The organism is Flavobacterium sp. MAHUQ-57, assembly GCF_051908335.1.
In the GTDB taxonomy this organism is placed as follows: Bacteria; Bacteroidota; Bacteroidia; order Flavobacteriales; family Flavobacteriaceae; genus Flavobacterium.
The window spans coordinates 81,406-106,250 of the sequence record NZ_JBPZTE010000007.1 but is presented as its reverse complement, the minus strand read 5'-3'; the positions used below and the strand labels follow the sequence as shown (position 1 = coordinate 106,250).

General features: G+C 36.4%; 13 protein-coding genes. 9 read left to right on the top strand and 4 right to left on the bottom strand.

All coding sequences use genetic code 11. The features are described from left to right. Positions 1-8: 8 nt before the first annotated feature. Positions 9-812: a pyrroline-5-carboxylate reductase gene (gene proC / locus ACS8MM_RS08400; RefSeq protein ID WP_379715214.1), complete on the top strand. Its 804-nt coding sequence runs from the start codon at positions 9-11 to the stop codon at positions 810-812. A 77-nt stretch (positions 813-889) separates the two neighbouring features. Here the strand turns inward: proC and ACS8MM_RS08395 are convergent, their stop codons facing one another. Next, a complete protein-coding gene (locus tag ACS8MM_RS08395) occupies positions 890-1,843 on the bottom strand; it encodes a fasciclin domain-containing protein (protein ID WP_379715212.1) in 954 nt (317 codons plus the stop codon). Between the two features lie 135 nt (positions 1,844-1,978). Continuing rightward, positions 1,979-4,309, bottom strand: a complete 2,331-nt coding sequence (locus ACS8MM_RS08390) for a TonB-dependent receptor domain-containing protein (RefSeq protein WP_379715210.1) — start codon at positions 4,307-4,309, stop codon at positions 1,979-1,981. A 217-nt stretch (positions 4,310-4,526) separates the two neighbouring features. Here ACS8MM_RS08390 and ACS8MM_RS08385 point away from each other — a divergent pair, with 217 nt between their 5' ends. The 8 genes from ACS8MM_RS08385 (at position 4,527) to pafA (ending at position 13,246) form a co-directional block, all read left to right on the top strand. Then, a complete protein-coding gene (locus ACS8MM_RS08385; protein ID WP_379715208.1) occupies positions 4,527-5,597 on the top strand; it encodes a sensor histidine kinase in 1,071 nt (356 codons plus the stop codon). Next, a complete protein-coding gene (locus ACS8MM_RS08380; protein WP_379715206.1) occupies positions 5,587-6,300 on the top strand; it encodes a LytR/AlgR family response regulator transcription factor in 714 nt (237 codons plus the stop codon). The genes ACS8MM_RS08385 and ACS8MM_RS08380 overlap by 11 nt, the downstream gene beginning before the upstream one ends. Positions 6,301-6,488: 188 nt before the next feature. Then, the gene (locus ACS8MM_RS08375) at positions 6,489-7,202 is read left to right on the top strand and encodes a toxin-antitoxin system YwqK family antitoxin (RefSeq protein ID WP_379715204.1); all 714 of its coding nucleotides are present in this window, start codon (positions 6,489-6,491) and stop codon (positions 7,200-7,202) included. 191 nt (positions 7,203-7,393) lie between these two features. Beyond that, positions 7,394-8,581, top strand: coding sequence for a tRNA 2-thiouridine(34) synthase MnmA (mnmA, locus tag ACS8MM_RS08370; protein WP_379715202.1), 1,188 nt, complete (start codon positions 7,394-7,396; stop codon positions 8,579-8,581). Positions 8,582-8,638: 57 nt separating this feature from the next. Then, positions 8,639-10,252, top strand: a complete 1,614-nt coding sequence (locus tag ACS8MM_RS08365) for a S8 family serine peptidase (RefSeq protein ID WP_379715200.1) — start codon at positions 8,639-8,641, stop codon at positions 10,250-10,252. Positions 10,253-10,255: 3 nt separating this feature from the next. Then, complete coding sequence (locus tag ACS8MM_RS08360; RefSeq protein WP_379715198.1) at positions 10,256-11,194, top strand: NAD(P)H-dependent flavin oxidoreductase; 939 nt, start codon at positions 10,256-10,258, stop codon at positions 11,192-11,194. Positions 11,195-11,201: 7 nt separating this feature from the next. Beyond that, positions 11,202-11,606 carry a hypothetical protein gene (locus ACS8MM_RS08355; protein WP_379715196.1) on the top strand — a complete coding sequence of 135 codons (405 nt, stop codon included), beginning with the start codon at positions 11,202-11,204 and terminating at the stop codon, positions 11,604-11,606. Next, positions 11,606-13,246: an alkaline phosphatase PafA gene (gene pafA, locus ACS8MM_RS08350; protein ID WP_379718966.1), complete on the top strand. Its 1,641-nt coding sequence runs from the start codon at positions 11,606-11,608 to the stop codon at positions 13,244-13,246. Before ACS8MM_RS08355 ends, pafA begins: the two co-directional genes overlap by 1 nt. 44 nt (positions 13,247-13,290) lie before the next feature. Here the strand turns inward: pafA and ACS8MM_RS08345 are convergent, their stop codons facing one another. Then, on the bottom strand, positions 13,291-17,412 hold the full coding sequence (locus tag ACS8MM_RS08345) for a T9SS type A sorting domain-containing protein (protein WP_379715194.1): 4,122 nt from the start codon (positions 17,410-17,412) through the stop codon (positions 13,291-13,293). Positions 17,413-17,466: 54 nt separating this feature from the next. After that, entirely contained in the window at positions 17,467-24,819 is a 7,353-nt protein-coding gene (locus tag ACS8MM_RS08340) for a T9SS type B sorting domain-containing protein (RefSeq protein ID WP_379715192.1), read from the bottom strand. Positions 24,820-24,845: the final 26 nt, after the last annotated feature.

Below are 24,845 nucleotides of genomic sequence, written 5' to 3'. Positions count from 1 at the left end.
TTCTTATTATGAAAATTGCAATCATCGGTTTCGGAAATCTTGGTAAAACATTTGCCAGCAGCTTCATCAAATCTCGTTTTATTAAAAATGACGACATTCATGTTATCACTAGAACGTTGCCTAAACAGGAAATGACCTTTGGTATTCCAATGGAAAATTTTCAGGAAACTCCAACGACGAAAATTAAAGAAGTTGATATTGTAATATTGGCTACCAAACCTCAGGACTTTAATCAGGTGGTGTTTTCATTGAACGGATTACTTTCTGAAGACCAAATGATTTTATCGGTAATGGCCGGTGTTTCGATTGAAAAGATCAGAGAGCAATTGAAAGTGAAGAAAGTGGTTCGCTCAATGCCGAATTTAGGGACGCAAATTGGATTAGGTATGACGGTTTTTTCAGCTTCAGCAGAAACAGACCGCAAAGATTTATTCATCATTCAGAATCTTATCAATACCACAGGGAAATCCATTTATGTGGAAGACGAATCGCTAATCAATCCGGCAACAGCGGTTTCGGGTAGCGGACCGGCTTATGTGTTTTATTTTATGAATGCGATGGTAAAAGCTGCCAAAGAATTAGGTTTTTCCTCTTCAGAAGCAGAAGTTTTAGTACATCAAACCTTTTTAGGCGCGGTCAATCTGCAAAGTATGAGTAATTTGTCTAATGAAGAATTAATTGTCAAAGTGGCATCCAAAGGTGGAACCACGGAGCAAGCATTGCATGTTTTTGAGACATATAAACTTGATATTATTTTGTATGAAGCAATTCAAAAAGCAAATAATAGAGCTAAAGAATTAGGCGATACTTAATTAAAAAAACCTCCTTTTGGGAGGTTTTAGTCTTTGGATTAAATGGAGTAAACATGTAAATAAATTTATTATGGAATCTATTCAAAACTTGGTAGTAAAACTTTATCTAATACATGAATTATACCGTTACTACACTGAACATCCACTGCAGTTATGTTACTAACTCTTGCGTTTGCATCGGTAATTCTTGCTGGCGTTAAATTAACCGTGAATGTTTGATTTACATATGTGTTAACGACTTGTCCGTTTGTTAAGGAACTTGAAATAACATTTGCTCCATTCACAACATGATACTTTAATACTTTTGTTAAATTTCCACTTGATACTCCCGCTATCCCACTTGGTGCTAATTCACTGTCTAAACTAGTGAATGCGTCATTCGTTGGAGCAAAAACAGTAAAAGTTTCATTACTAGAAAGTATGTTGACAAAATCAGGCTGCCCTTCAGCGGTTAATGCATTTACAAGTGAACTGAAATTTGGATTGGCTGTAGCATGCGTCACTATAGTTGGTAATCCTATCACTTTGTCAACTATATGTATTATGCCGTTGTTGGCTATGATATTGGCAGTAGTTACAGTAGCAATACCATTAATTTTTACACCAGAACTTGTATTAATAAACATACTTAAAGTGTTAGTGGTTGAAGCGCTTCCTTTGGCTAAAGTTTTTACATAACCTGTTGTTAAAGACGAAGATTGGAAACTTCCAGAGATTACATGATTTAAAAGAATTTCTTTAAGAGCATTAACAGGTACAGCATCTAAATTAGCATAGCCATTTTCAGATAAGAAAGTTGCAAATGCAGCGTTAGTAGGTGCAAAAACGGTAAAGCTTCCTGATTCACTTAGAGTAGTTGTTAATCCAGTTTTGTTTAAAGCTGTAACTAGTGAACTTAGTTCACTGTTATTACTTGCTATTCCCGCAATTGAATTGTCTGAAGCGGAGTTGTCGTTATTGTCACAAGAAAACAATGAAATTGCTGTGACAAATAATAATACCAATCGTTTAATTTTAATTAAATTGTCCATAGTTTTTTTGTTTAAAGATTATGTAAATTTATTAAACAAAAATTTAAATTGTTTTAGAAAAATAAAAAAAAGTTAAACAAAATAATAAGTTTAACTTTTCGATAACATTTGCTCTTTTTTATTCTTAAATATTTGTTAATCAGGCAGTCTGTCTCTGTCGCTTTTTTTGCGATTGAATTTATAAGTGAACGTTATTGATGCTCTCGTGCCCGTAAAACGTCTTTCGGTAGCAATAGTGTAATTGTTACCTTTTATATCATCTTTGCTAATGCGACTATCAAAAATGTTGTCGACTTTAAATGTCACCGTTGCTTTTTCTTTCCAAAATTCTTTAGCAACTGCCATATCGGCCCAAAGTTGTTTCTGGGATTCGATTTGACCACTTTTTCTTGCACCAATGATGTTGAAATTATTCTGAATCGTCCATGTTTTAAGTTTAATACGGGAATTTAATTTGGAAGTCCATGTTTGATCTGATACCGTAAATAATCCTTTTTGGTCGAATCGGTAAAAATTGAAATCACTTGATAAAAACCACCATTTGTAAGGCGTATACGTTGCGTTTACTTCAAAACCATAGCGATTTTCGGTACCCAGATTCACTGGTTTTTCAATTAAGTAATCGTCAGCATTTCTAGTCACTGTAATGTCAAACAGGTTGATTGAATGCTGATGGTAGAACGATGGGTTTATCGTGAATTTTTCCCACTTATATAAAGTTCCCAGTTCATACGAATCGATGTACATCGGATTCAAATCAGGATTACCAATTCGGATATTTCTTCTGTCGGCAATCCCGCCAAACGGATTCAATTGATAGAAGGTCGGACGATCAATTCTTCGGCTGTAACTTAGCTGTACGTTGAAGTTGTTTTTAAATTCATACGTCAAATGCAACGTTGGAAACAATCGGGTGTAATTTTTATCGGTTTTGAATTCATCCTTCAAATCACTGCTTCCTGTATTGAAATGTTCGGCACGCAATCCTATTTGGTACTGAAACTTTTTGTATCCGTTGGAATATTGCGAATACAATCCAAATATACGTTCGTCATAGTGTAATAAATTGGTCAGCGTATCCACTTGTACGGCATCGTCCCAAACCTCATAATCACTGTTGATTCTTCTGATTTCTCCTTTGATACCCACATCAAATTTTGATTTTTCAGATAGCGGGAAGGAGATATCCGACTGGAATACGATGTCTTTACTGCTCTCTATGTCGCGGCTTTTTAATGTTTTTAGTGTTGGACTGGGAATTTCTGTCGTTTCGGTGATGAATTCGTTTTCATCATCGTTCCAAAAATCATATTGAATGTTTGCCGTTAACTTCTTCCCTTTTTTATCAAATGTTTTTACATAATTCAATTCAATCTGATTCGATTTTTGTGGCTCTTTGTATTTTTCACGTGCATTCACTGATTGAGTTAAATTTTTATTGGCATCCAAATAATCAAATTGATAATTCACATCATTTTTAGTGGTGCTATTACGATAATAATAACTTAAAGTTAGTATGTTGTATTGATTGATGTAGTAATCGCTTCCCAAGTACAAGTTGAAACGATTGAAGTTGCGGTTGCGATCTGTGTTTTGATCAATAAATCCGGTTACGGCATCATTTTCATAAGAAGTGCGGAATAATTTATCATCTCCTTCAATAGAAACTCTTCCATAACGGATATCGGTAAATAGATTGAATTTTTCTTTTTTGTAATTCATGTTCACACCTAGCGAATTGTTATTTGGAATTCCAACTGTTGATGTAATAGAACTTCCAAAACCGTTGACTTTGTTCTTTTTGAGAATAATGTTGATAATACCCGAAGCTCCTTGTGCATCGTACTGAGCTGAAGGGTTGGTAATTACTTCCACGCGTTCGATACTTTCTGCGGGAATTTGCTCTAAACCGTTGTTTTGAGTCATTACCGAAGGTTTTCCGTTAATGAGGATTCTAACACTCGAATTGCCTCTTAAACTCACCGCTCCAAGCGCATTCACACTTACCGAAGGTACGTTGTTTAAGATGTCATTTGCCGAACCGCCTTTGGAAACTAAATCTTTTCCAACATTGAATATTTTCTTGTCGAGTCTGGTTTCAATCGATGATTTTTCAGATTGAACCACCACTTCATCCAAAACTTTGGTAGGCTTAGCCACTAAGGCTATTTTGCCGATATGTTTGTCTTCGGAGAATTGAACTTGATTCAAAGTAACCGATTGGAAGTCCAAAAAGCTAAATTGTAAATTGTATTTTCCTGATTTGATTTTAGTTTCGAAATTACCTTTGCTGTCCGAAGTTGTTTCGTAAATAATGGCATTGGTTTCGGTATCCAAAAAAGCAATACTGGCAAGTTCAATAGGATTTTGATTGGTTTTTTCTACTACCGTTCCTTTTACAGTCACATCCTGTCCAAACAGTAATGTAGGTAGTAGCATTGTAATGGCATAAAGTAATTGTTTCATTGTTTCGTTTTTTAATCCCGACAAAATTGAGAAGTTTTGGTTAGCAAATTTTTTCCAGTAGACCAATACACTAAAAATGAAGTCATATGATAGAAAATCCGCTTTTTTTTGAATTCGACGCCTGTAATAGTATATTCGCATTGTTTTTAAACCAATTGGTCGATGTTTGGACGAATAAAGCGGTAGGTTGGTTACATTTGATGCAGATTTATAACTTATGGACTTACAGATTTTCAATCGATACCGATTCGCAAAACATCTTTTATTTTGGTTGGCTTATATAACCGTTGGAGTTTTCAATGACTATTCTAATTTGGATGAAGACTGTTTTCTTGAAATTGCGGTGTATCATTTGAATGACGCTTTTTTTGGCGCCATCATGGCTTATTTAGTTGCATATTGCTTCTTAAAAGAGCGTTTTCTTTCCAAAGGATATATTATAACAGGAATTAGTTTTTTGCTTTCTACCTATTTGCTTGCAGCTTTGTGTAGACTTTCAATGGTGCATTTTATTGAGCCATTGGTTAGGAAACCGCCATTTGAGCAGGAAACTCTGTGGGAGATTTTTACAGATTTACGTTACATCGCGTTCAAATACGGTCCGTCAATTTTAACGGCTGCTTTTATCTTTTTTATCGCTAAGTTTTTCTCTGATCATTCGAAAGAAAGAGAGAAACGATTACTTTTAAGTAAAGAAAAAACAGAAGTCGAATTGAAAATGCTTCGCGCTCAACTTAACCCTCATTTCCTTTTCAACACGCTCAATAATATTTATTCGTTGTCTATTGATAATTCTCCGAAAACATCTTCGGCCATCGGAAAGTTAGCGGAAATTCTTGACTATGTACTGTACAAATGCAATACTGATTTTGTTGGAGTTTCAGCTGAAATGCAACTGATTAACGATTATATTGAACTGGAAAAACTACGTTACGATGATCGTTTGGTCGTGGAGATTCACTCGGATATTTTATCTGAAAATCAAGTACCACCGCTCGTTTTTTTGTCATTGGTTGAAAATGCTTTCAAACACGGAGCAGGAGAGGATAGTGGTTCGCCTAAAATAGAGATTTCGCTCCTGTCTGATACGAATCGTACCGTCTTTAAAGTAACGAATACCTTTGTGAATGTATTGGATAATAGCGATAAAGAATCAATTGGATTGACTAATATTAATAAACAATTGAATTTATTATACGGGAAGAATTACAATCTAAAAACGAGTCAAGACAATAATTTATTTCACGTAACTTTGGTTCTGGAAAATACGATTTCAAATGAAAATTAGATGCCTTATTGTTGATGATGAACCTTTGGCTGTAAGGCTAATTGAAAATCATATTGCCAAAATAGATGCACTAGAAGTTGTGGCTACCGCAAATAGCGCCTTAAAAGCATTTGAACTATTGAATACCCATAAAATAGATTTACTCTTTCTGGATATAAAAATGCCGACAATTACAGGAATTGATTTTTTGAAAAGTTTGAAGCATCCACCTAAAACCATTTTTACTACAGCGTATAGAGATTTTGCTATCGAGAGCTATGAATTGGAAGCAGTCGATTATTTGTTGAAACCGGTCACTTTTGAGCGTTTTTTTAAATCGGTAGATCGGTATTTGAGAGAATCCAATCCGGTTACAATTCCCGTTCAAAATGATAGTAAGAAGGAACAGTATATTTTATTGAAATCGATAGGTAAAAATTTTAAAATTCCATTGGATGATATCCTGTATGTGGAAAGCATCAAAGATTATATCAAAGTGCATAAAACCGATGGGAATTCGGTGACTTCAAAATATAAAATTAGTACACTTGAAGCTGAACTTCCTCTGGAACAATTTATTCGTATCCATCGTTCATTTATCATCAATGCTAACAAAGTGACCGCCTTTTCAAATACAGATATTGAGGTTTCTGGCATTGAAATTCCAATTGGTGTGAGTCATAAAGAACAAGTTGATTCATTTTTCGAAAGATTGAAAAAATAAAACGTTCAATTGGACGTTTTTTTAGTGTAATTGAATGCGAATGAAACGGTCGAAATTTACACTTTTGATTTTTAAAGAAGTAGAAAGGTTACGTCAATAGTTTGTTAATGCACTGTTATTTGTTGTTTTAAATGGTAACTTTGGCAAAAAAATTGAGTGGAATTTAGATAAATAAGTAGAGATATAAAATGAAAGTAAGAAAAGCGATAACAGTATTATCTATTTTAGTATTGCCATTATTCGGAAATGCGCAGGATAAATTGAATCAATTGGATGCCAAAGGGGAAAGACACGGTGCTTGGAAAGGCTATTATGAGGATTCCAAATTACCACGTTACGAAGGGAATTTTATTCATGGAAAAGAAAGCGGACTTTTTACCTATTATGCTAACAGCGATAAAAAAATTGTAATGGCAACCCGAAATTTTGATGGGAAAGGAAATGCGTATACCATCTTTTTTGATGAAAAAAATCTGAAAGTTTCTGAAGGAAATGTGATGAATAAATTACGTCACGGACTTTGGAAGTACTATCATAAAGGACTAACAACGGTGATGACCACCGAAAATTATCTAAATGATAAATTAGAAGGAATTCGTAAAGTCTATTATACTAATGGAGTTTTAGGTGAAGAGATACCGTATAAGAATAATTTGAAAGAAGGTGTTGGAAAAAAATACAATAAAGAAGGTAAGCTTATCGAAGAAACCCACTTTATTGCCGGACAAATGCAAGGAAGTTATAAAGTATATGATGAATTCGGTAATATGGTAATTTCCGGTAACTTTAAAGACGATAAGAAAAAAGGAATATGGAAGTATTATCAAGGCGGTAAATTAGTCCGTCAAATGAATGCGGATACGATTAATGGTTATAAAAAACCCAGTTTGATGAAAAAATAGTTAGAATATATGGATGTTTCTTTTTGAAACTTTTCATTAGTACTTTATCATGAAACCTAAAAAGGAGTTAATGAAAGTATAATTCTTTTAAACTTTTGTTAAAAGCCACCCAAACGAGGTGGCTTTTATAATTGTAGTTAAATTGTAACAATAAATATTTTTAACTTTGCAGTCATTAAAAAATAATTTTCATGAAACGAGTTGTTGTAGGTTTATCGGGAGGGGTTGATTCAAGTGTTGCTGCTTATTTGTTGAAGGAGCAGGGCTATGAAGTTATAGGCCTTTTTATGAAAAACTGGCACGATGATTCTGTTACAATTTCGAATGAATGTCCGTGGTTAGAGGATAGTAACGACGCTTTGTTAGTCGCTCAAAAATTAGGAATTCCTTTTCAAACGATAGATTTGAGTGAACAATACAAAGAAAAAATCGTAGACTACATGTTTAGTGAATACGAAAAAGGACGTACACCTAATCCAGATGTACTGTGTAATCGCGAGATTAAGTTTGATGTATTCATGAAGATAGCACTTTCTCTTGGAGCCGATTATGTTGCTACAGGGCATTACTGCCGTAAAGGAGAAATTGAAGTGGATGGAAAACCAATGTATCAGTTACTTGCTGGGGTTGATGGTAATAAAGATCAATCGTATTTCTTGTGTCAATTATCGCAAGAACAGTTAAGTAAAGCTCTTTTCCCAATAGGGGAATTGACCAAGCCACAAGTTCGTGAAATTGCAGCAAAAATGGAATTGATTACTGCCGAAAAGAAAGATTCTCAAGGACTTTGTTTTATCGGTAAAGTGCGTTTACCTGAATTTTTGCAACAACAATTGCAACCTAAAGATGGTTTAATTTATGAAGTAGCAGCCGATAATCAATTGTACCATCAACAACCCGTTAATTTTGATTCAATTGAAGAAAAATTGAAATATGAGGCTTCCAATATTCAATATACACCGGAATCTGCTAAACAAGTAGGAAAACATCAAGGAGCTCATTATTATACTATTGGACAACGAAAAGGATTGAATGTTGGAGGTACAAAAGAACCTTTATTTATTATAGCAACAGATATTGAAACCAATGCAATATATACAGGGCAAGGCCATCATCATCCCGGATTGTTCAAAAAAGCATTGTTTGTAGCCAAAGACGAAGTGCATTGGATTCGTCCTGACTTAGCTTTGAAATCAGGAGAAACTTTGCAGGTAAAAGCTCGAATCCGTTACCGCCAGGAATTACAGGCTGCAACACTATATCAGTTCGATTATGGAATGTATGTAGAATTTGAACTGCCTCAATCGGCAATTACTGAAGGCCAATTTGTGTCTTGGCATTTGGGAGAAGAACTTATTGGGTCTGGCGTAATTTCTTAAAAACATTATATTTATAAAATCGCATTGTTTATCTTTGGTTTACCAAAGAATTCAATTATGAAACAAACAATACTATTTTTACTGTTAGCCTGTGGTTCGGTTTTCGGACAAACAGAAGATGCATGGATTTATTTTGCTGATAAACCGAATGCTTCCACTTTTTTTAGTAACCCTTTATCGGCATTAACACAAAGATCTCTCGACAGAAGAACTACACAAGGTATAGCCTTAGATGTAAAAGACGCACCGTTGCATCAACCCTATGTTGATCAAATCACCAATACAGCCGGAATAACGGTTTTAGCTAAATCAAAATGGCTGAATATGTTGCATGTTCAAGGGACACAAGCAACAATTGCTTCATTGGGTAACCTTAGTTTTGTGACTCGAATTCAATATGCCAATCATTCATTAAATCCTGGAGGTCGTATGGCTAAAAAAGAGGTTAGGTCGGCAAGAACAAACAAATGGATGGATACCCAAGAGAATTTTACATACGGAAATTCAGCAACACAAGTGCAAATGCTAAATTGTCATATTTTACATCAACAAAGTCATACGGGTGAAGGTAAAATTGTGGCCATTATGGATGCCGGTTTTCCTGCAGTGAATACAGCTTTACCTTTTAAACGACTTCGTGACAACGGATTAATTTTGGGTGGATATGATTTTGTAAATAATTCGACTAACTTTTATACGGGTAATTCACACGGAACCAATGTTTTGTCGACTATGGGTGGTTTTGCTACTAATCTAGTAGGTACAGCGCCAGATGCACAATATTATCTATTCATTACCGAAAATGCGGCTACTGAAACGCCATTGGAAGAAACCAATTGGATTGAAGCAGCTGAAGAAGCGGACCGATTAGGAGTTGATGTAATCAATACTTCTTTGGGGTATTTTGATTATGATAACTCTAATTATAGTTATAGTTATTCGCACATGAACGGAACCGTATCAGTGATGGCTCGTGCTGTTGATGTAGCTTTCAGTAGAGGTATGATTTGTGTAACTTCTGCAGGGAACTCAGGAGGAAGTGCTGAACCACATATCGCGACTCCAGCAGACGCGGCATTAAATGTAACCGTAGGTTCGGTAACATCAGGTGAATTGAAATCAGGGTTTAGTTCTATCGGGCCTTCTGCTGATGGCCGATTTAAACCTGACTTGATGGCTATGGGTACGGCTGCAGTGGTATCCAATACTGCAGGAACTATAACAACTAGTAATGGTACTTCGTTTTCATCGCCTATTTTGGCAGGAGCTATTACTTCATTCTGGTCTGCATTCCCTACCAAAAAGAATACTGAAATTGTTCAGTTGGTTCGAAGCTCTGCCGATCGATATGCCGCTCCTAATAATAATTTCGGTTATGGAATTCCTGATTTTCAAGCAGCATTGAATACTGCATTGTCTTCGGATGAATTTGAATCAAGAAAAATTAAAATATATCCAAATCCAATAAAAGATCTGGTAACAATTGAACTTAATGAGGAATTTTTAGGCACGCAAATTGTAATCTATAATGCGTTCGGACAAAAAGTTAAAGAACAAGAGATTGTTACTAAAGAGCAAAAGATTGCGATGAATACTTTTCAACCCGGAATTTATTTTTACACAATTTTGAAAAACGGATCAAGTATTTCCGGAAAATTAATCAAACAATAATTAATGAATAAAATCACTCGACTTTTTAATATTAAATATCCAATTGTTCAAGGTGGAATGATCTGGAATAGTGGTTATAAATTGGCCAGTGCAGTAAGTAACGCAGGTGGATTAGGTCTTATCGGAGCTGGTTCTATGTATCCTGAAGTACTCCGTGAACACATTCAGAAATGCAAAAAAGCAACCGATAAACCGTTTGGTGTTAATGTTCCAATGCTGTACCCAAATATTGAGGAAATCATGCAGATTTTGGTTGAGGAAGAAGTTAAAATTGTATTCACATCAGCGGGAAATCCAAAGACTTGGACCGCTTTTTTGAAAGAACATGGCATTACCGTTGTTCACGTGGTAAGTAGCTCAAAGTTTGCTTTAAAAGCGCAAGAAGCCGGTGTTGATGCTGTTGTTGCTGAAGGATTTGAAGCCGGCGGACATAACGGTAGGGAGGAAACAACGACACTTACTTTGATACCTATGGTAAAAGAAAAAATTACAATCCCATTAATTGCTGCAGGAGGAATTGCCACAGGTAGAGGAATGTTAGCGGCTATGGTTTTAGGTGCTGATGGTGTGCAAATGGGAAGTCGTTTTGCTGCAACAACCGAAAGTTCTGCACATGACGATTTTAAGAAAACGATTATAGACTTGGAAGAAGGCGGTACACAGTTGACTTTGAAAGAACTAGCTCCTGTTCGATTAATTAAAAATAAATTCTATAACGACGTTCAGGAATTGTATGCTAAATGTCCAACTACCGATGAATTGAAAACACTTTTAGGAAGAGCACGTGCAAAACGAGGGATGTTTGAAGGTGATTTGGTTGAAGGTGAATTGGAAATTGGTCAAATCGCAGGTTTAATTCACGATATAAAGCCTGTCGCTCAAGTAGTAGAGGAAGTAATAGCCGAATTTGAACTGGCTAAAAATGAAGTGTCAACGTTTTAAATTATATATGAAATCCTATCTTAAAATAATTATAGTTTTCCTGTTTTTAGGAACCGTAGCACAAGCGCAAGTTTACCGATTTGAAGTTTCTGCAGTGAGTTTGTCAGTGAAAGAAAAAGGGAAATGGAGTGCATTTACTCCTTTTAAAGAAGCCAAAATAATAGCCAATCTGAATACCAAAAAGAATTATATAGCGGTATATTCGGATATTGAACAATATTTAAAAATTCAAAAATACTACGACAAAAAAGTCGAAAACAATAAAGAAATTGTAGGGTTTGATTGCGTAGATCAATATGGTGAGCCCTGTTATGTGGAAATTCAAACCCGAAAAAAAGAGAATATGAGTCAGTTGTATATCAACTATAGCGATAGAATAATGGTGTATAACATGAAATATGTGAAAAAATGATGAGAAAGTTAACGTTAGTAATGTCGCTGTTAGCCGTAGGTTATGCTTCAGCACAAAAATCGACTAAGAAAGAAACTGCCGAACCACAAAAACCGAAATTGGTCATTGGTATTGTAGTCGATCAAATGAAAATGGAATATCTATATCGTTTTGCAGACGATTTTTCTGAAAATGGATTCAAGCTGTTAATGAAGGATGGGTATACCTTCCATAATATGCATTATAACTATATGCCTACTTACACAGCCCCTGGTCACGCATCGGTATATACAGGAACAACTCCTGCGATTCACGGAATTGTTGGTAACGAATGGTACCATCGTACTTTAGGGAAAGATGTGTATTGTACAGATGATGATGCTGTAAAAACAATTGGAAACGGTGTGGAATCTGAAGGGAAAATGTCTCCTAAAAATCTTCAAGCTAGCACTATTACCGATGAATTGCGTTTAGCTACAAATTTTAAAGGAAAAGTTATTGGTATGAGCCTTAAAGACCGTGGAGCAATTTTACCTGCGGGCCATTTTGCAAATTGGGCGTTTTGGTACAGTAAAACAGGTTCTTTTATTTCTAGTACATTTTACGGCGAAAATCTTCCAAGTTGGGTAAACGAGTTCAACAACGAGAAAAATTATGAAAAATACGCTGCAGAAGGTTGGAATTTATTCAAACCTAAAGAAGTGTATAATGAAAGTTTGCCTGACGATAACCCATACGAAGGGAAATTGTATAAAAAAGCACCTTTTTTTCCGTATAACATGAAGGAAATGATGGATGCTAATGATCCTGGAGTTCTAAGAGCGAGCCCATATGGGAATAATTTATTGGCAGATTTTGCGAAAAGAGCCATCGTTAAAGAAGACTTAGGAAAGGATGATATAACTGATTTCCTTACAGTTAGTTTTTCTTCTACAGATTATATTGGTCATAACTTCGGACCTCGTTCTATCGAATTACAAGATACGTATTTGCGTTTGGATCAAACCATTGCCGAATTTCTACAGTATTTGGATACTACAGTTGGTAAAGGAAATTATTTGATTTTCTTAACCGCTGATCATGCTGGTGCTGAAAATGTTACACATTTGAAAGACAATAAATATCAAGTGGAAAGTATCAGTGAAAAGAATGTGGAACAATCGATTGCTGAATTTTCGAAAACCTATTTTGGTGATGATTTGCTATTGAATTATTCCAATTATAATGTGTTCATCAATAAAACAAAAGTTAAAGAAAAAGGCTTGGAATTGATTCGTGTTAAGCAAGCGTTCAAAGAGTTTTTGATGTCACAAAAGCACATAAAACGTGTGTATACTGAAGAAGAAATTTTAGCGTCTTCAGGTGCCGATTATTATTTGGAATTTATGGCGAAAGGTTTTGATGCTACTCAAAACGGAGATTTGATTGTTTTGGACAAGCCTGGATATATTGAATATTACGGAACTGGAACTTCACACGGAACTCCATATTCGTATGATACACATGTTCCTTGTTTATTCTATGGATGGAATATCAAAAAAGGTGAAAGTCACGATAAAAAAGAAATTACACAAATTGCTCCAACGTTAGCGCAAAAGCTAAAAATTACATTTCCTAACGGTACTGAAGCCAAGGTAATGACAGAAGTATTAGTGAAATAAAAAAAAGGTCTCAATTTGAGACCTTTTTTCTTTTAATACATTGATTAACGTTGATAAATGAGTTTCAACGTTTTTATAAAAGTGGCAGTTTTCAATTGTATTAAGTACAAACCATTGCTTGTTCCTTGCGGCATTTCAAACATGATATTGGCTTGTCCAGGAATACGATTTATGTTTTGACCTCCAACGTGTTTTCCATTGGTGTCAAAGATATTCACTTCTATTGCACGACCATACCAATTAGCAGGAGTGTTGATGCTTCCTGTAGTCGTGTGCAATGGATTTGGAACTAAACGTAATCCATTCAAAAAGGCATCAGGATTATCATTGGAAAGTGCTGCTCTGTTGACTTCGATGACTTTACTGTATTGCTCATTGTCATCCAAGTTGATTAAACGCAATCTATAATACACTACTGTTTCGTTAGTATCGTCCAAATAGTTATAAGTGATAGGATTGAAACTTGTGCCTTGTCCCAGTTGTTCATTAATAGGAAGGAAGTTTATATTGTCTGTACTTTTCTCCAATATGAATTTTTTTGAACGGTATTCTTGGTAAGTATTCCAATGTAAAGTTATTGGTCCAGTCTGTGCAAAAGTTGCATAAAAATCAGTTACTAAAGTTTCCTTCAAAGTCAGATCTTCTTCTACAGTATATTCGGCTTTAGCAGTAAGTGCACCCAAAGTTGCGGTAATAAAACTTTGACCTGGAAGTTCTCCTTTTACACTGGTGAAATCGGTTCTGGAAATACGGTTGTTTTCAAGGGTGTAAACCACACCAGAAAGATCGTTGATTTTTCTTTCCACACCATCGCTATATGTAGCTAAAAGGCGATATTCATGACTACCTTTCTCTAAAACGGTTACTTTAGTTTCGGCAAATCGTATACTTTGTGGTGTTACACCACCCGGTAAGCTTATAGTCGGTAAAACATTGTGTTCTGTTACTAACTTACCTTCATTGAAACCGTAAGCGTTGATTTTTAATTGACCCAACGACTCAGATGGAATTGTAAAAGTAAATTCATTACGTAGCGCCAATCCTGTAGATTTGGTTAGTACAGCTACATTTTCACTATCGTTTGGATATTCTAATGTAATGATCATTTTATCCAAATCTTCTTGATATACTTTAAAAGTTACAGTACTTCCTGATGTTAGCGGCGCGGAAAAAGAATTTGGGTCAATAACAATTTTACCAGGTGTCACAGTTCTTTGTGAAGGTCTGTTTGGAAGTCCAGCAAAACCAGGGAAAAGATTGTATGTCAAAGCTGGAGGAGCAATTCCTCCGGTTGTAAATCGGTTGTTGTTGTGTTTCAGTTTTAAATAACTATATACGGATTCTTTTACGCCAAGGTTAACCGTAACTCCAGAAGAATTGGCAATGCCTCCGGTATCGATATGAGCAATGTTTTCACCTGTAAAAGGACTTACATAAGGCTCATTCAATCCGGTTCTCATACTTGAGTTGGGAACAATGGCATCATTGGTTTCTCCATTGTATAAGTATCTTACAAAGTCGCTCGCTCCTTGAACTCCATCATCCATCAGGAATTTAACCGCTTCATACACGTATAATGGCCAGAACAAACGTTTCGGTAAAATTTTCGGAACACTATTGTCCTCATTTCTACATAGTAAAATATCATCCAACTGACAAGGGTCGAAATTGGTTGCTACGGCATGAATTGGAATTCCAACTAATTTTTGAACATTTTGAGGCTGATTAAGCGTTTCAATGAATCGAGTTTCGCTATTGTAAGATCCAGATAGTACATCGTTTACAACCATTAAATTTTTAGCGCCCCAATTGTTTACTCGATCCAGTTGAGGAACTGCAGCTAAACTCATTAGATTACCAATTGTTTTTGGTGTTGTTGATTGAAACTCGATAGGATTCAAATTGTCGATATTGGTGAAATCGAAATTCGAGTTGAAAGTAGGGTAAAGTATACCAGGAATTACAACACGCTTATCCATAACAGCATTGGCAGCTTGTGATCCTGCATGTGGTGTATTCAGCGTTACAAATGCGTTGATGTTCTTTTTAAACTTGAAACGCGGTGAAATTTCCTCAATATAAGCTCTTGTATAAAGACCGCCTCGGCTATGAACAATAACATTCACTTTACCAGCCGATACTTTTGCACCTAAAGCTTTTCTAATCAAATTGTCGATGTAAGTCGGAATAATATTGGCATCACGCTCAAATGGATTTTCAGCATCAGCTCCATTCAAACGCCAAGCTTTTAATGTTTCATAATCCGTATAGCCTTTAGATTTGAAATGATCTTCAAACCCTTGCATTGATGCTATGTTTGACCAAACTCCATGCCCAAATAATACCGGAGGTAAACAGAATTTAGCTGGATGTCTGAAAATCAAGTCGTCTGTTTCCTGTGGTGTTCTTTTAAAAACGAAAATGTCATATTCAGTATAATGTTTTCCACTCACAAAATCTTGAAAGTCAATGTAAGTTGGATGTTTGTAAATGAAATCAACATATTTCAAATCTTGTAATTGTACATTGTTTCCGTAATCGCTCAATGGTTTCAATGTAAATTGACCATAACGAGCAATATATTCAGGGCTATTTCTATCTCCAGGTAGAGGATCGGAAGTGTTTTTTCTGAATTCAATGCGGTATGCACTGTTAGGTGCGTAGAAACCACCTGGGTCATTGGTTTTTAATCGTAATACTGTAGAAGTAGTGCCATCAACAGCGAAGGAAGGAATGTCTTCACTTAGCGGTACATAAGACAAACTGGTTTTCTTCAAATTGGCAAAAACCTCATAGTTTTCTTTACCTTCATGAGTTTCTTTGTTTGGGAAATCCTTATCGACAACATGATATGCCATGATATCTCCATAAGGTAAATAGGCACGCATGATTCCGGATGTAGTGGCAATCCAAGAAAAATATTGTTTTTGTGGACTTTCAATCGAACCGGCTATAATATCATTGGATACCATATCAGGATCATGTACACTTCTTCCTAGTGGCGAAGTGTAAGGGTCTTTGGTGTATAAAGTATACGAGTACGGACTGTCAACGTATCCTGAGCCATCATATACAATTAATCCTTTGTTGGTTCCCATATACACTCTTCCGAACGAATCACCCCAAATGGCCGCTCTGTTGAAACGTGTCCCGGGAGGAATAATTGATGGATTGGTAATGTTGTACCAAATGCCATTTTTTAATACAGAGAAACCATTTCCGGCTATCGTTGTGGTAGCCCAAACCCCTTTGTTGTTGTTAGCATACACACCATGAAAATTGCCACCCAAACTGAATCGGGCACTTTGAACAGTATGAAATCCAACATATTGTCCTCCAGTTGTATATTGCAATAGGCGGGAAGGAAGGTAATTTTCTACATTGTATTCTTTGTATGGAAAAACACTCACCCAAACATAACCTCTATCTGCGGAAATAGCATTACAGGTTCTGGATTGTGCAGTTTGTGATGGAGTAGGATTGTAAGTATAATCAGGATAAGGTAAACCCATATCCGGATTGGATGAAATAACGTCTTGCCAAGTACCTACCGAGTTGAATTTTCCGGCATAGTCATCAGCAACTCTATAAGAAAAAGTACCTGGAGTCAAAATATACGATGAACTTGGTGGTCCAGTAACTGTAAGATCATGGTAACGATGCGCAATCCAAACTTTGTTGTTTGGGTCAACTGCAATTTGCTGTGCATTCAAAGTACCGATACCATCTCGTTCCATAAAGGTAAAACCTCTGGCATCTCTATCTGGTGATAAATGTTGTACTTCGTTTGTTGTAGCATTGATTCTTTCAACTCCTCCCGATGTGTTGGAAGTATTGGTGCCTCCATGACCAACCCAGATATTTCCGGATTTATCGGCTGCCAAAGTTTGAATACGTAAAGAATTAACAACTGGCGCAGTACCTAAAGAGGTTAATTGGAATGTATTGACAATGGTGTCACTTTGATCCAATTTGAATAATCCCGCTCTGTCAGTCCCTGCCCAAACAGCTTTGTTCTGATCTACTGCAATTGAAGTAAAATTAGTTCCTGACTGATACGTTTTGAACCTAGGAGGATCAGTAGCCTGTGCCAGAGAAACCCCATATCCCAGCAAAGTGATCAGAAACAACAGATACTGCTTCATTTTGATTTGAATAGTTTTCATTTGTTTTGAGTTAAATTAGTAATTGTTTATATAATTGATTTGTGGTATTTTCTTTTAACGTTTCATAGCAAAATGGGCTTTGAATTCCTTTTTCTGGCCGTTTTCAGTATATTCAACTGTAAACCAATAATCGTCGGAAGGCATTGGTTTTCCATTATAGGTTCCATTCCAGCCTTCTCCTTCCGGATACAATTCTTTTAACAGTTTCCCGTATCGGTCAAAAATGTAAATCTTGGCATCAGGTTGTGCAAACACTCCTTTAATATGCCACTGATCATTATGACTGTCACCGTTAGGAGTGAAAAATTTAGCATATTTCAATACGATAACTTCAACGGTAGTGGAATCACAACCATTCATATCCAACACAGTAACAGTATGTGTACCGGCACTTACATTTTCAAAAAACGGATTTTCTTGTGGAGCGAAATTATCCAATTGGTATTGGTAATTACCTATTCCTGATGTACTCACTACGATATTTACGATGTCATTGAAAGAATATTCGGTTCTGGCTTTCGCTATAGCTGGTTCAGATCGAATAACCGTAGCCATTGCCGGTTTAGAGATGCATCCTGTAAGTGTGTTTGTTGCGATAACAAAATAATTCCCAGGCTGTGTTACTTCTAATGTTGCGCTAGTCTGGTTTGCAATTGGATTCGGATTCGTTTCATAAAACCATTCAAAGGTATGATTCGCATTGCTCAAATGAGCATCAAGGGTATACGATTGAAGTAGGGTTCCTGTAATCTGATCGAAACAAATAGTGCCATCATCCGGAGTTGGTTCTGGAAGCCTATTGACTCTAAGATCGAAATTCATAGATGTCCAACATTTATTCACACTTGCTTCATTAACCACTCGAACATAAATGGTCTGTGGGTTGCTGGTATTGACAAATTGAGTATTAGTAGTGATTGGTGTGTTATTATTGAAATCACTTTGAGATGCATAGTAGGTCACTGAATAATTAGGAACAGCTTGATTAGAGCCTAAAATGGCATTAGTATAGCGTGTTAAATCAAATGTTGTAAAGCCATCATTATTTTCATCGATATCGCAAGATACTGTTTCGACAGCTGAAGGTTGGTATGCCATTGTCAAAGGTTCTGCAATTAAATTCAACGGAGCTGTAATGGTACAGCCGGTAGTTAAATTTTTGACACTAGCCCAAATGGTTCTGGTGGTAGTGTGATAAATGAAATACAGCGCATTGGTGCCTGCTTTTGCTTCCTGTTCTGTCAGGTGATAACTCACGGTAAATGAGTTTGGACTCTGACCAGCTAAAGCTTCATTGTCTTTGGTGCTTAAATCAAACGTTGCTACAGTCGAATTCGAATTTATACAACTGTAATAATTACTTAGAGTTCCAATTAATGGTAATGGATTGATGCGTAGCTTTTGTTCCACAACAGCCGCACAGTTTGTTAATGGAGAAGTTGGACCTGCAGTTATACGTATCCAAATACTGTTGTTGCTACTTTCAAAAGCGGTAAAATTGAGAATCGGATTCAAATTATTTTGTGCATCAGTAGCTGAAGTATGATAACTCAAAACATATTGTAAATTACCATTGGTGATGTAGTTTTTATAACGTTCCAAATTAAAAAACTCTTTTCCATCTCCCGGATTGGTGTCATCACACTGAAACAGTACCGGAGGATTATAATTTACTACGGGATAAGGAACAACTTCTAATGCTTGTTCAATGATGATAGCACATTGTGTTAAAGTGGTCGGTGTATTGGTAGTTACACGTATCCAAATACTTGTAGTGGTACTTGAAAAACTGTTGGGATTATTGATTGGATTGGTCCCATTTTGTGCTTCACTATTGGTATGGTGATAAGTTATTACATAGCTGGAATTTCCATTGCGGATATAATTTTCATTTTGAGTCAGATCAAAAATTTCAGTCATATTACTAGCATTGTTACTATCACAAAGTTGTAACAATGGTGGAGTTAGATTCGGTGTAGGCATTGGAATCACCTTCAGTTGCTGTTCGATAATTACACTACATGATGTTAAAGCACTTACCGGACTCGTAACTACTCTTACCCAAACACTAGAATTACCACTATTAAATGCCGTAGTATTGCTAATCGGATTTAAAGCGTTTTGCGCATCGGCTAAACTAGTGTGATACGTAATTACATATGAGGTATTACCATTTCGAATGTAATTTTCGTTGGAGGTAATATTGAAAGATTCTTGTAAATCGCCGGTATTTGTTGTATCACAAAGCTCAATAGCCGGAGGATTAGTATTCGGATCGGGATAAGACACAATAGTAATCGTAACCGAAGTCACCGAGTAGCAGCCTTGTGCATTCTCAAATCGAATCCAATAGGTTTGTGTTGCTACTGTTTGGGTATAATTTGTGGAAGAAATTATTCCTATAGTGCTTCCTGTTTCAGCTTCTTGTTGTGTTAAATACGCTTTTATGGTAAAATTCGTCGCATTTGCATTGAGTTGGCCGAAATAGGAGTTTAAATTGATGATTTCACTGTTATTTCGGTTAAAATCACAAATGTTAGCAACATAGGGAGTCAATACAATCGGAGGTGGAACAATATAGTTCAACTGCTTGATGATGGGACAACCGTTGGCCAAATTGATGATTTTGACAAAAATAGGTGTACTAAAATTGGTGAAGATATAAGCAGTCGGATTCACAATGGCATTAGATCCAGAGTTCGCATCTGCCAATGAAGTGTAAAATTGTAAGCCTAATGTGTTTGATGGATACATCGATAAAATGCTATACACCGTGTCTTCCAGATTTACGGTTTCATTTCCATTCGCATTATTGTCGCAAATAGTAATACTAGGAGGAAAAATGTATTCCTGATAGAAAGGTTTTAAAGTAATTGTACCCCAAGAATCACAATTGGTTGCTGGAGCAGACAAACGAACATAAATCAGATTCGGATTCGGTGATAGATTCTGATAGGTTGTCGGATTTGTTATTGGATTCGTGTTCGATTGTAAATCGCTACTATTTCTATAATAGGTAAAAGTCACTCCAACCTGAGTCGTAAACTGTGAATTCGCTTCTGTTAAATCGAAAATTTCTACGCCATCATTATTTGAATCGCAACGAATGATATCCACATTATTAATTTGAGTCACTACTTCAGGCTTGTGTTCTAATGTTACGCCTTTAACTTTGCTACAATTATTGATGTTGGTTCCTTTTACATAAATGATTTTTGGGAACTGACTGAGTAAAAGGGTATAGTTGGCAATGTTAGTTATTGGATTGATGCCAGCTAAGGCATCGGCTTCCGAATTATAATAACCAAACACAAATGGGGATGGATCTTCTACTACAGTTCCGTTCAAGTTGGTAAGATTGATACTGTAGATTCCGTCAAGATTATCATCACAAACATCGTAAACACTATTTACGAATTTTGGTAAATTATAAATTTGAAGTTCCAATGTTTTAACAGTGAAACATTGTGTAATCGGATCCAAGAAACGAACATAAACATACGATGTTTGACTCGCCGTAACACCATAATTGGTAGTATTGGTAATAGGATTTGTACCTGCTGTTGCCTGTGCAAAAGTGCTGTGGAAACTGATGTTGTAATTGGCCGGATTAACAATCATACCTTGACCACTTACTCTTGGAATCGAATTCTCTAAATTGAATTCTCCTTGTAATTGATTGGTAGTCGAAATGTCACAACTAAACTGAATAGCATCAAATGCTTCTATAATCGGTCTTCTCTCGAATGTAATAGTTGTAATGGAAAAGCATCCCGAAGTATTAGTTACTCTAACATATACCGGTGGGGACTGATTACTTACGTTAAAAGAAGGAACGGTATAATTGAATGTTTTGAAATTCGAGAAAGCATTCAAATTCTGTAAAGCATCGGATTGAGATGCATAGTAGTTAAATGTTATTCCCGGAAGACTAGCCGTGATGGCATTCTGATACGCATTCAAATTGACGACTTCAGTATTGTTTCCCAGATTGTCACAAATGAGCGGTGTAATTGCATTGACTATTGGAGAGGAAATAAAATTGATTTGTACCGGAAGAATTGCAGAACAGCCCGTGTTGCTACCGCTTTGTATTCTGACGAAAACAGTTGTTCCATTAGTGATGGTGTAGTTTGACGGAATCTGTGGTGTTCCAGCAGTTGCATCAGCCAAACTGGCAAAATACTGGAAATTATAAAATAAATGGTTACTTGTAATTTGTGGATTGAAAATCGACATCGAATTTATAATTTCCTGATTGTCATTTTCAAAATCACATAAAGTAAGTGCATTGTTGGTTGTTAATGGTAATGATCGAATGTTAAAGTTGATTGGTACAATTCGTTCGCAACCAGTTACGCTGTTTTGTAGATGCAAATAAATCGTTCCATTGACTCCTAAGATATTGATATCATACACAAAGGTATCCCAATCAGGCAGTATTTCATAAATAGGGTCGTTCGTTTGAGCGGCCGTTAATGTGGTGTACAACCTTTTAATAATTGGCTCTGATGGGATTTCATTTACAATTGAAGCGACTATGGCATTCAGATTTGAAATGGTTTCTTGGCCATTATTGTCTAAATCACATACTTCAATAGTTGCAATTGAATTCGTGTCAACCGAATTAAAAAAACCAAAGTTAATTTGTTGAATTGTGGGACAGGTTAAAGGTAATAGCGTCGGATCTTCTTCGATTCGGATCCAAATGGAAGAAGTTACAGTAATCGGATAGTTCGTAGTAGTATTTGGAATTAAATTGGTTTCGTCAAAGGCACCATTCGAAGTGGAATGAACTGTTACGATAGGATTGATAAATCCACCACTATAGTTACCCAATATCGCACTGATGTCAAAATTTTCTGTACCATCGGCACCAACATCACATACTTGTTCCAATGCTGGGGTCCTTACCGTAAAAGGGGTTAAATTAAAATTCAAAGTATAATCACTATCACAGCCATATGAACTTACTTTTACATACACTGTAGTAGTAGGTGCTACTACATTAATTGATGTAATTGGATTACTATTAGTGAGATAATCGGCCATTGATGCATAAGCTGTAACCGTCTCTCCTGCATTTTCGGCTTGTATTTGCGCCAAGTAAGGAATAGGAAGTAGATTTACATTCTCTGTGCCGTCATTGTATATATCGCAAATTTCAAAATCACGTACTTCATGTGTTTTGAATTTTAAAGGGACGATAATTCGTTTAATTCCCGGAATACCATTGTTGTCAATATAACGAACCCATACTTCAGAATAAGGTGCAACTGGTGTATATGCTGCAATTTGAGCAGGTGTTAGTGCAAATCCCGGATCTTGGGTTTGGGCTGCTAAAAGTGTAGTGTAGTAGCCTTGTGGGTTGGGTATTGGACTCACACCGTTGGCGGTCATCACATTGTTATAAACTGGGGTTAAGTCAAATGATGGGACAATATCTCCATTTTCCAAGCAGGCGCCAAAACCTCCAAAACCTCCGTTGCCGCCACCGCCACCGCCGCCACCGTCACTACCGTCTGCTTCACAGAATGAGATATTGATGGGGGTGTAGTTCGGACAGAATCCAGGTGCGGTTGCTCCCGCATAAAGTGTTATATTGGTTAAATGAGCTGGAATGTTGATGAGGTAATTCGCCGGATTGGAAATCGGATTAGATCCGCTTTGTGCATTGGCTAAGGTTGTATAATACAAAACGGTCAAATCTGATGGATTTGTTGGTCCTGTGGTTGAGGTAACAGTTAATGTTGTTAAGTCAAAAAACTCTTGTAAGTTGAAATCAGGATCGTTGATGCAGAAATCGGCAATAGGAGCTAGTACTAATCTTGGACGAATTCGGATTGTCAATCTGAAAATACTGTGACAGGCAGGATTCGCAGGATTAAAAGCTCTGACATACACATCGTAAAAACCGGGAGGTTGTGTCACATTGACTGTCGTAAATGGGTTTACATTTGCTACAGCATTGGCTAAATTTTGAAAATAGGTAAAGCCCATCCATGACTGATATCCTGTAATTTGGGTGGTAAGACTGGAAAGTAAAACACTTTCTGTGTCATCATTGTTGGTGTCGCACACATATAGCTCTTGATCGCCAATTTGTGGAGTATTGTAAAGTTGTACTGTTATCGTACCAGTTGCATAACAACTTCCCTTGCTTTCTCGATAATAAAAAACTTGCGAAGTAGTTGTCATGTTATAAGCTTGCATCCCCGATAACGGATTGAGATTATTATCCGCTTCCACTTGTGAGGCATGAATGGTTTTTACAATACCCGTCTCTGGGATCAATAAACCTTCTATATCAACTGTTTCATTCGGAAACGATGCCGCAGAATCGCAAAAGGAAGCCGTAATATTTGGAGCAACGGGATAATCCAAATCATAGTTGATTGCAATGGAATTCTGAATTTGTCTAGGTGTACAAGTGTTATAATTGACTATGGCGGTATAAAACGTATTGTTTTGAGGTGGTACTACTTGTATTGGGTTAGCATTACCCAAAAAAGTACCTCCAGCATTATACCAGCTTATCTGTGTGGCACTGGCACCAGAAGGATTAAATCGATACGATTCATCTGTAACGGACCATACTCCGGTGTTTCTTCCCGGAGGAGCAATTCCCATTGTACCATTGCTGTTATTAAGACCGATTAGTGAATTACCGTTTCCATTTGCACTAATATTTCCATTACAAGTAAGGGGTTTTTCTTTTACATTGATTTCTACAACATTAGTCGTTTCATATAAAATGATTTGAAAGGTTGAATTACGATCGTTAAAACCACTACAGTTAAAGTGATTAACTTCATTGAAATTGACGATGAATTTTCGAAATGGAGCTGTTCCAGTGGTTAGGTAACTCACTGAACCACAGAATTCTCCTGTAGCACATCCAAAACCAACTGGTGCTAAAATGTGATCCTGAAAACCTCCAAAAATGGCATTTCGAACCAATGAAGGATTGGGTGTCGTATTGGTGATAGATGAAAATGAACCTTCAGGAATACTACTATTGTAACCGAATCGAACAATTCCGTTGTCACCTACATTTACACTAGTATAGGTGTTACCATAAAAACAGAATGGAAAGCCTATTTGTATTGAATTGCTCCAAACGTCATCATTATTGAATGGGATTGCTGTTCCATCCGTGTAAAGTCCGTAAGGATTGTAAGGTATAGTTTCAACAGTATAATCAGTGGTCGTTTTTAAATCAGGATATGTAGCGGTAAGTTCAATTCTTTTGGGTGGAATAAAATTATAGTTGCAATCTATAGTGATAGTTCCAGTGTTACCGTTGTGATCGGATAGAATGACAGAGGGATCATTTTGACCCATAAGTGTAGTGCTTAGCAACAAAAAAAATGTTGCCAAATGGAAGAGTTTTTTAGTTTTTTTCATTTGTTACTTTATTCAAGTAGCGCGAA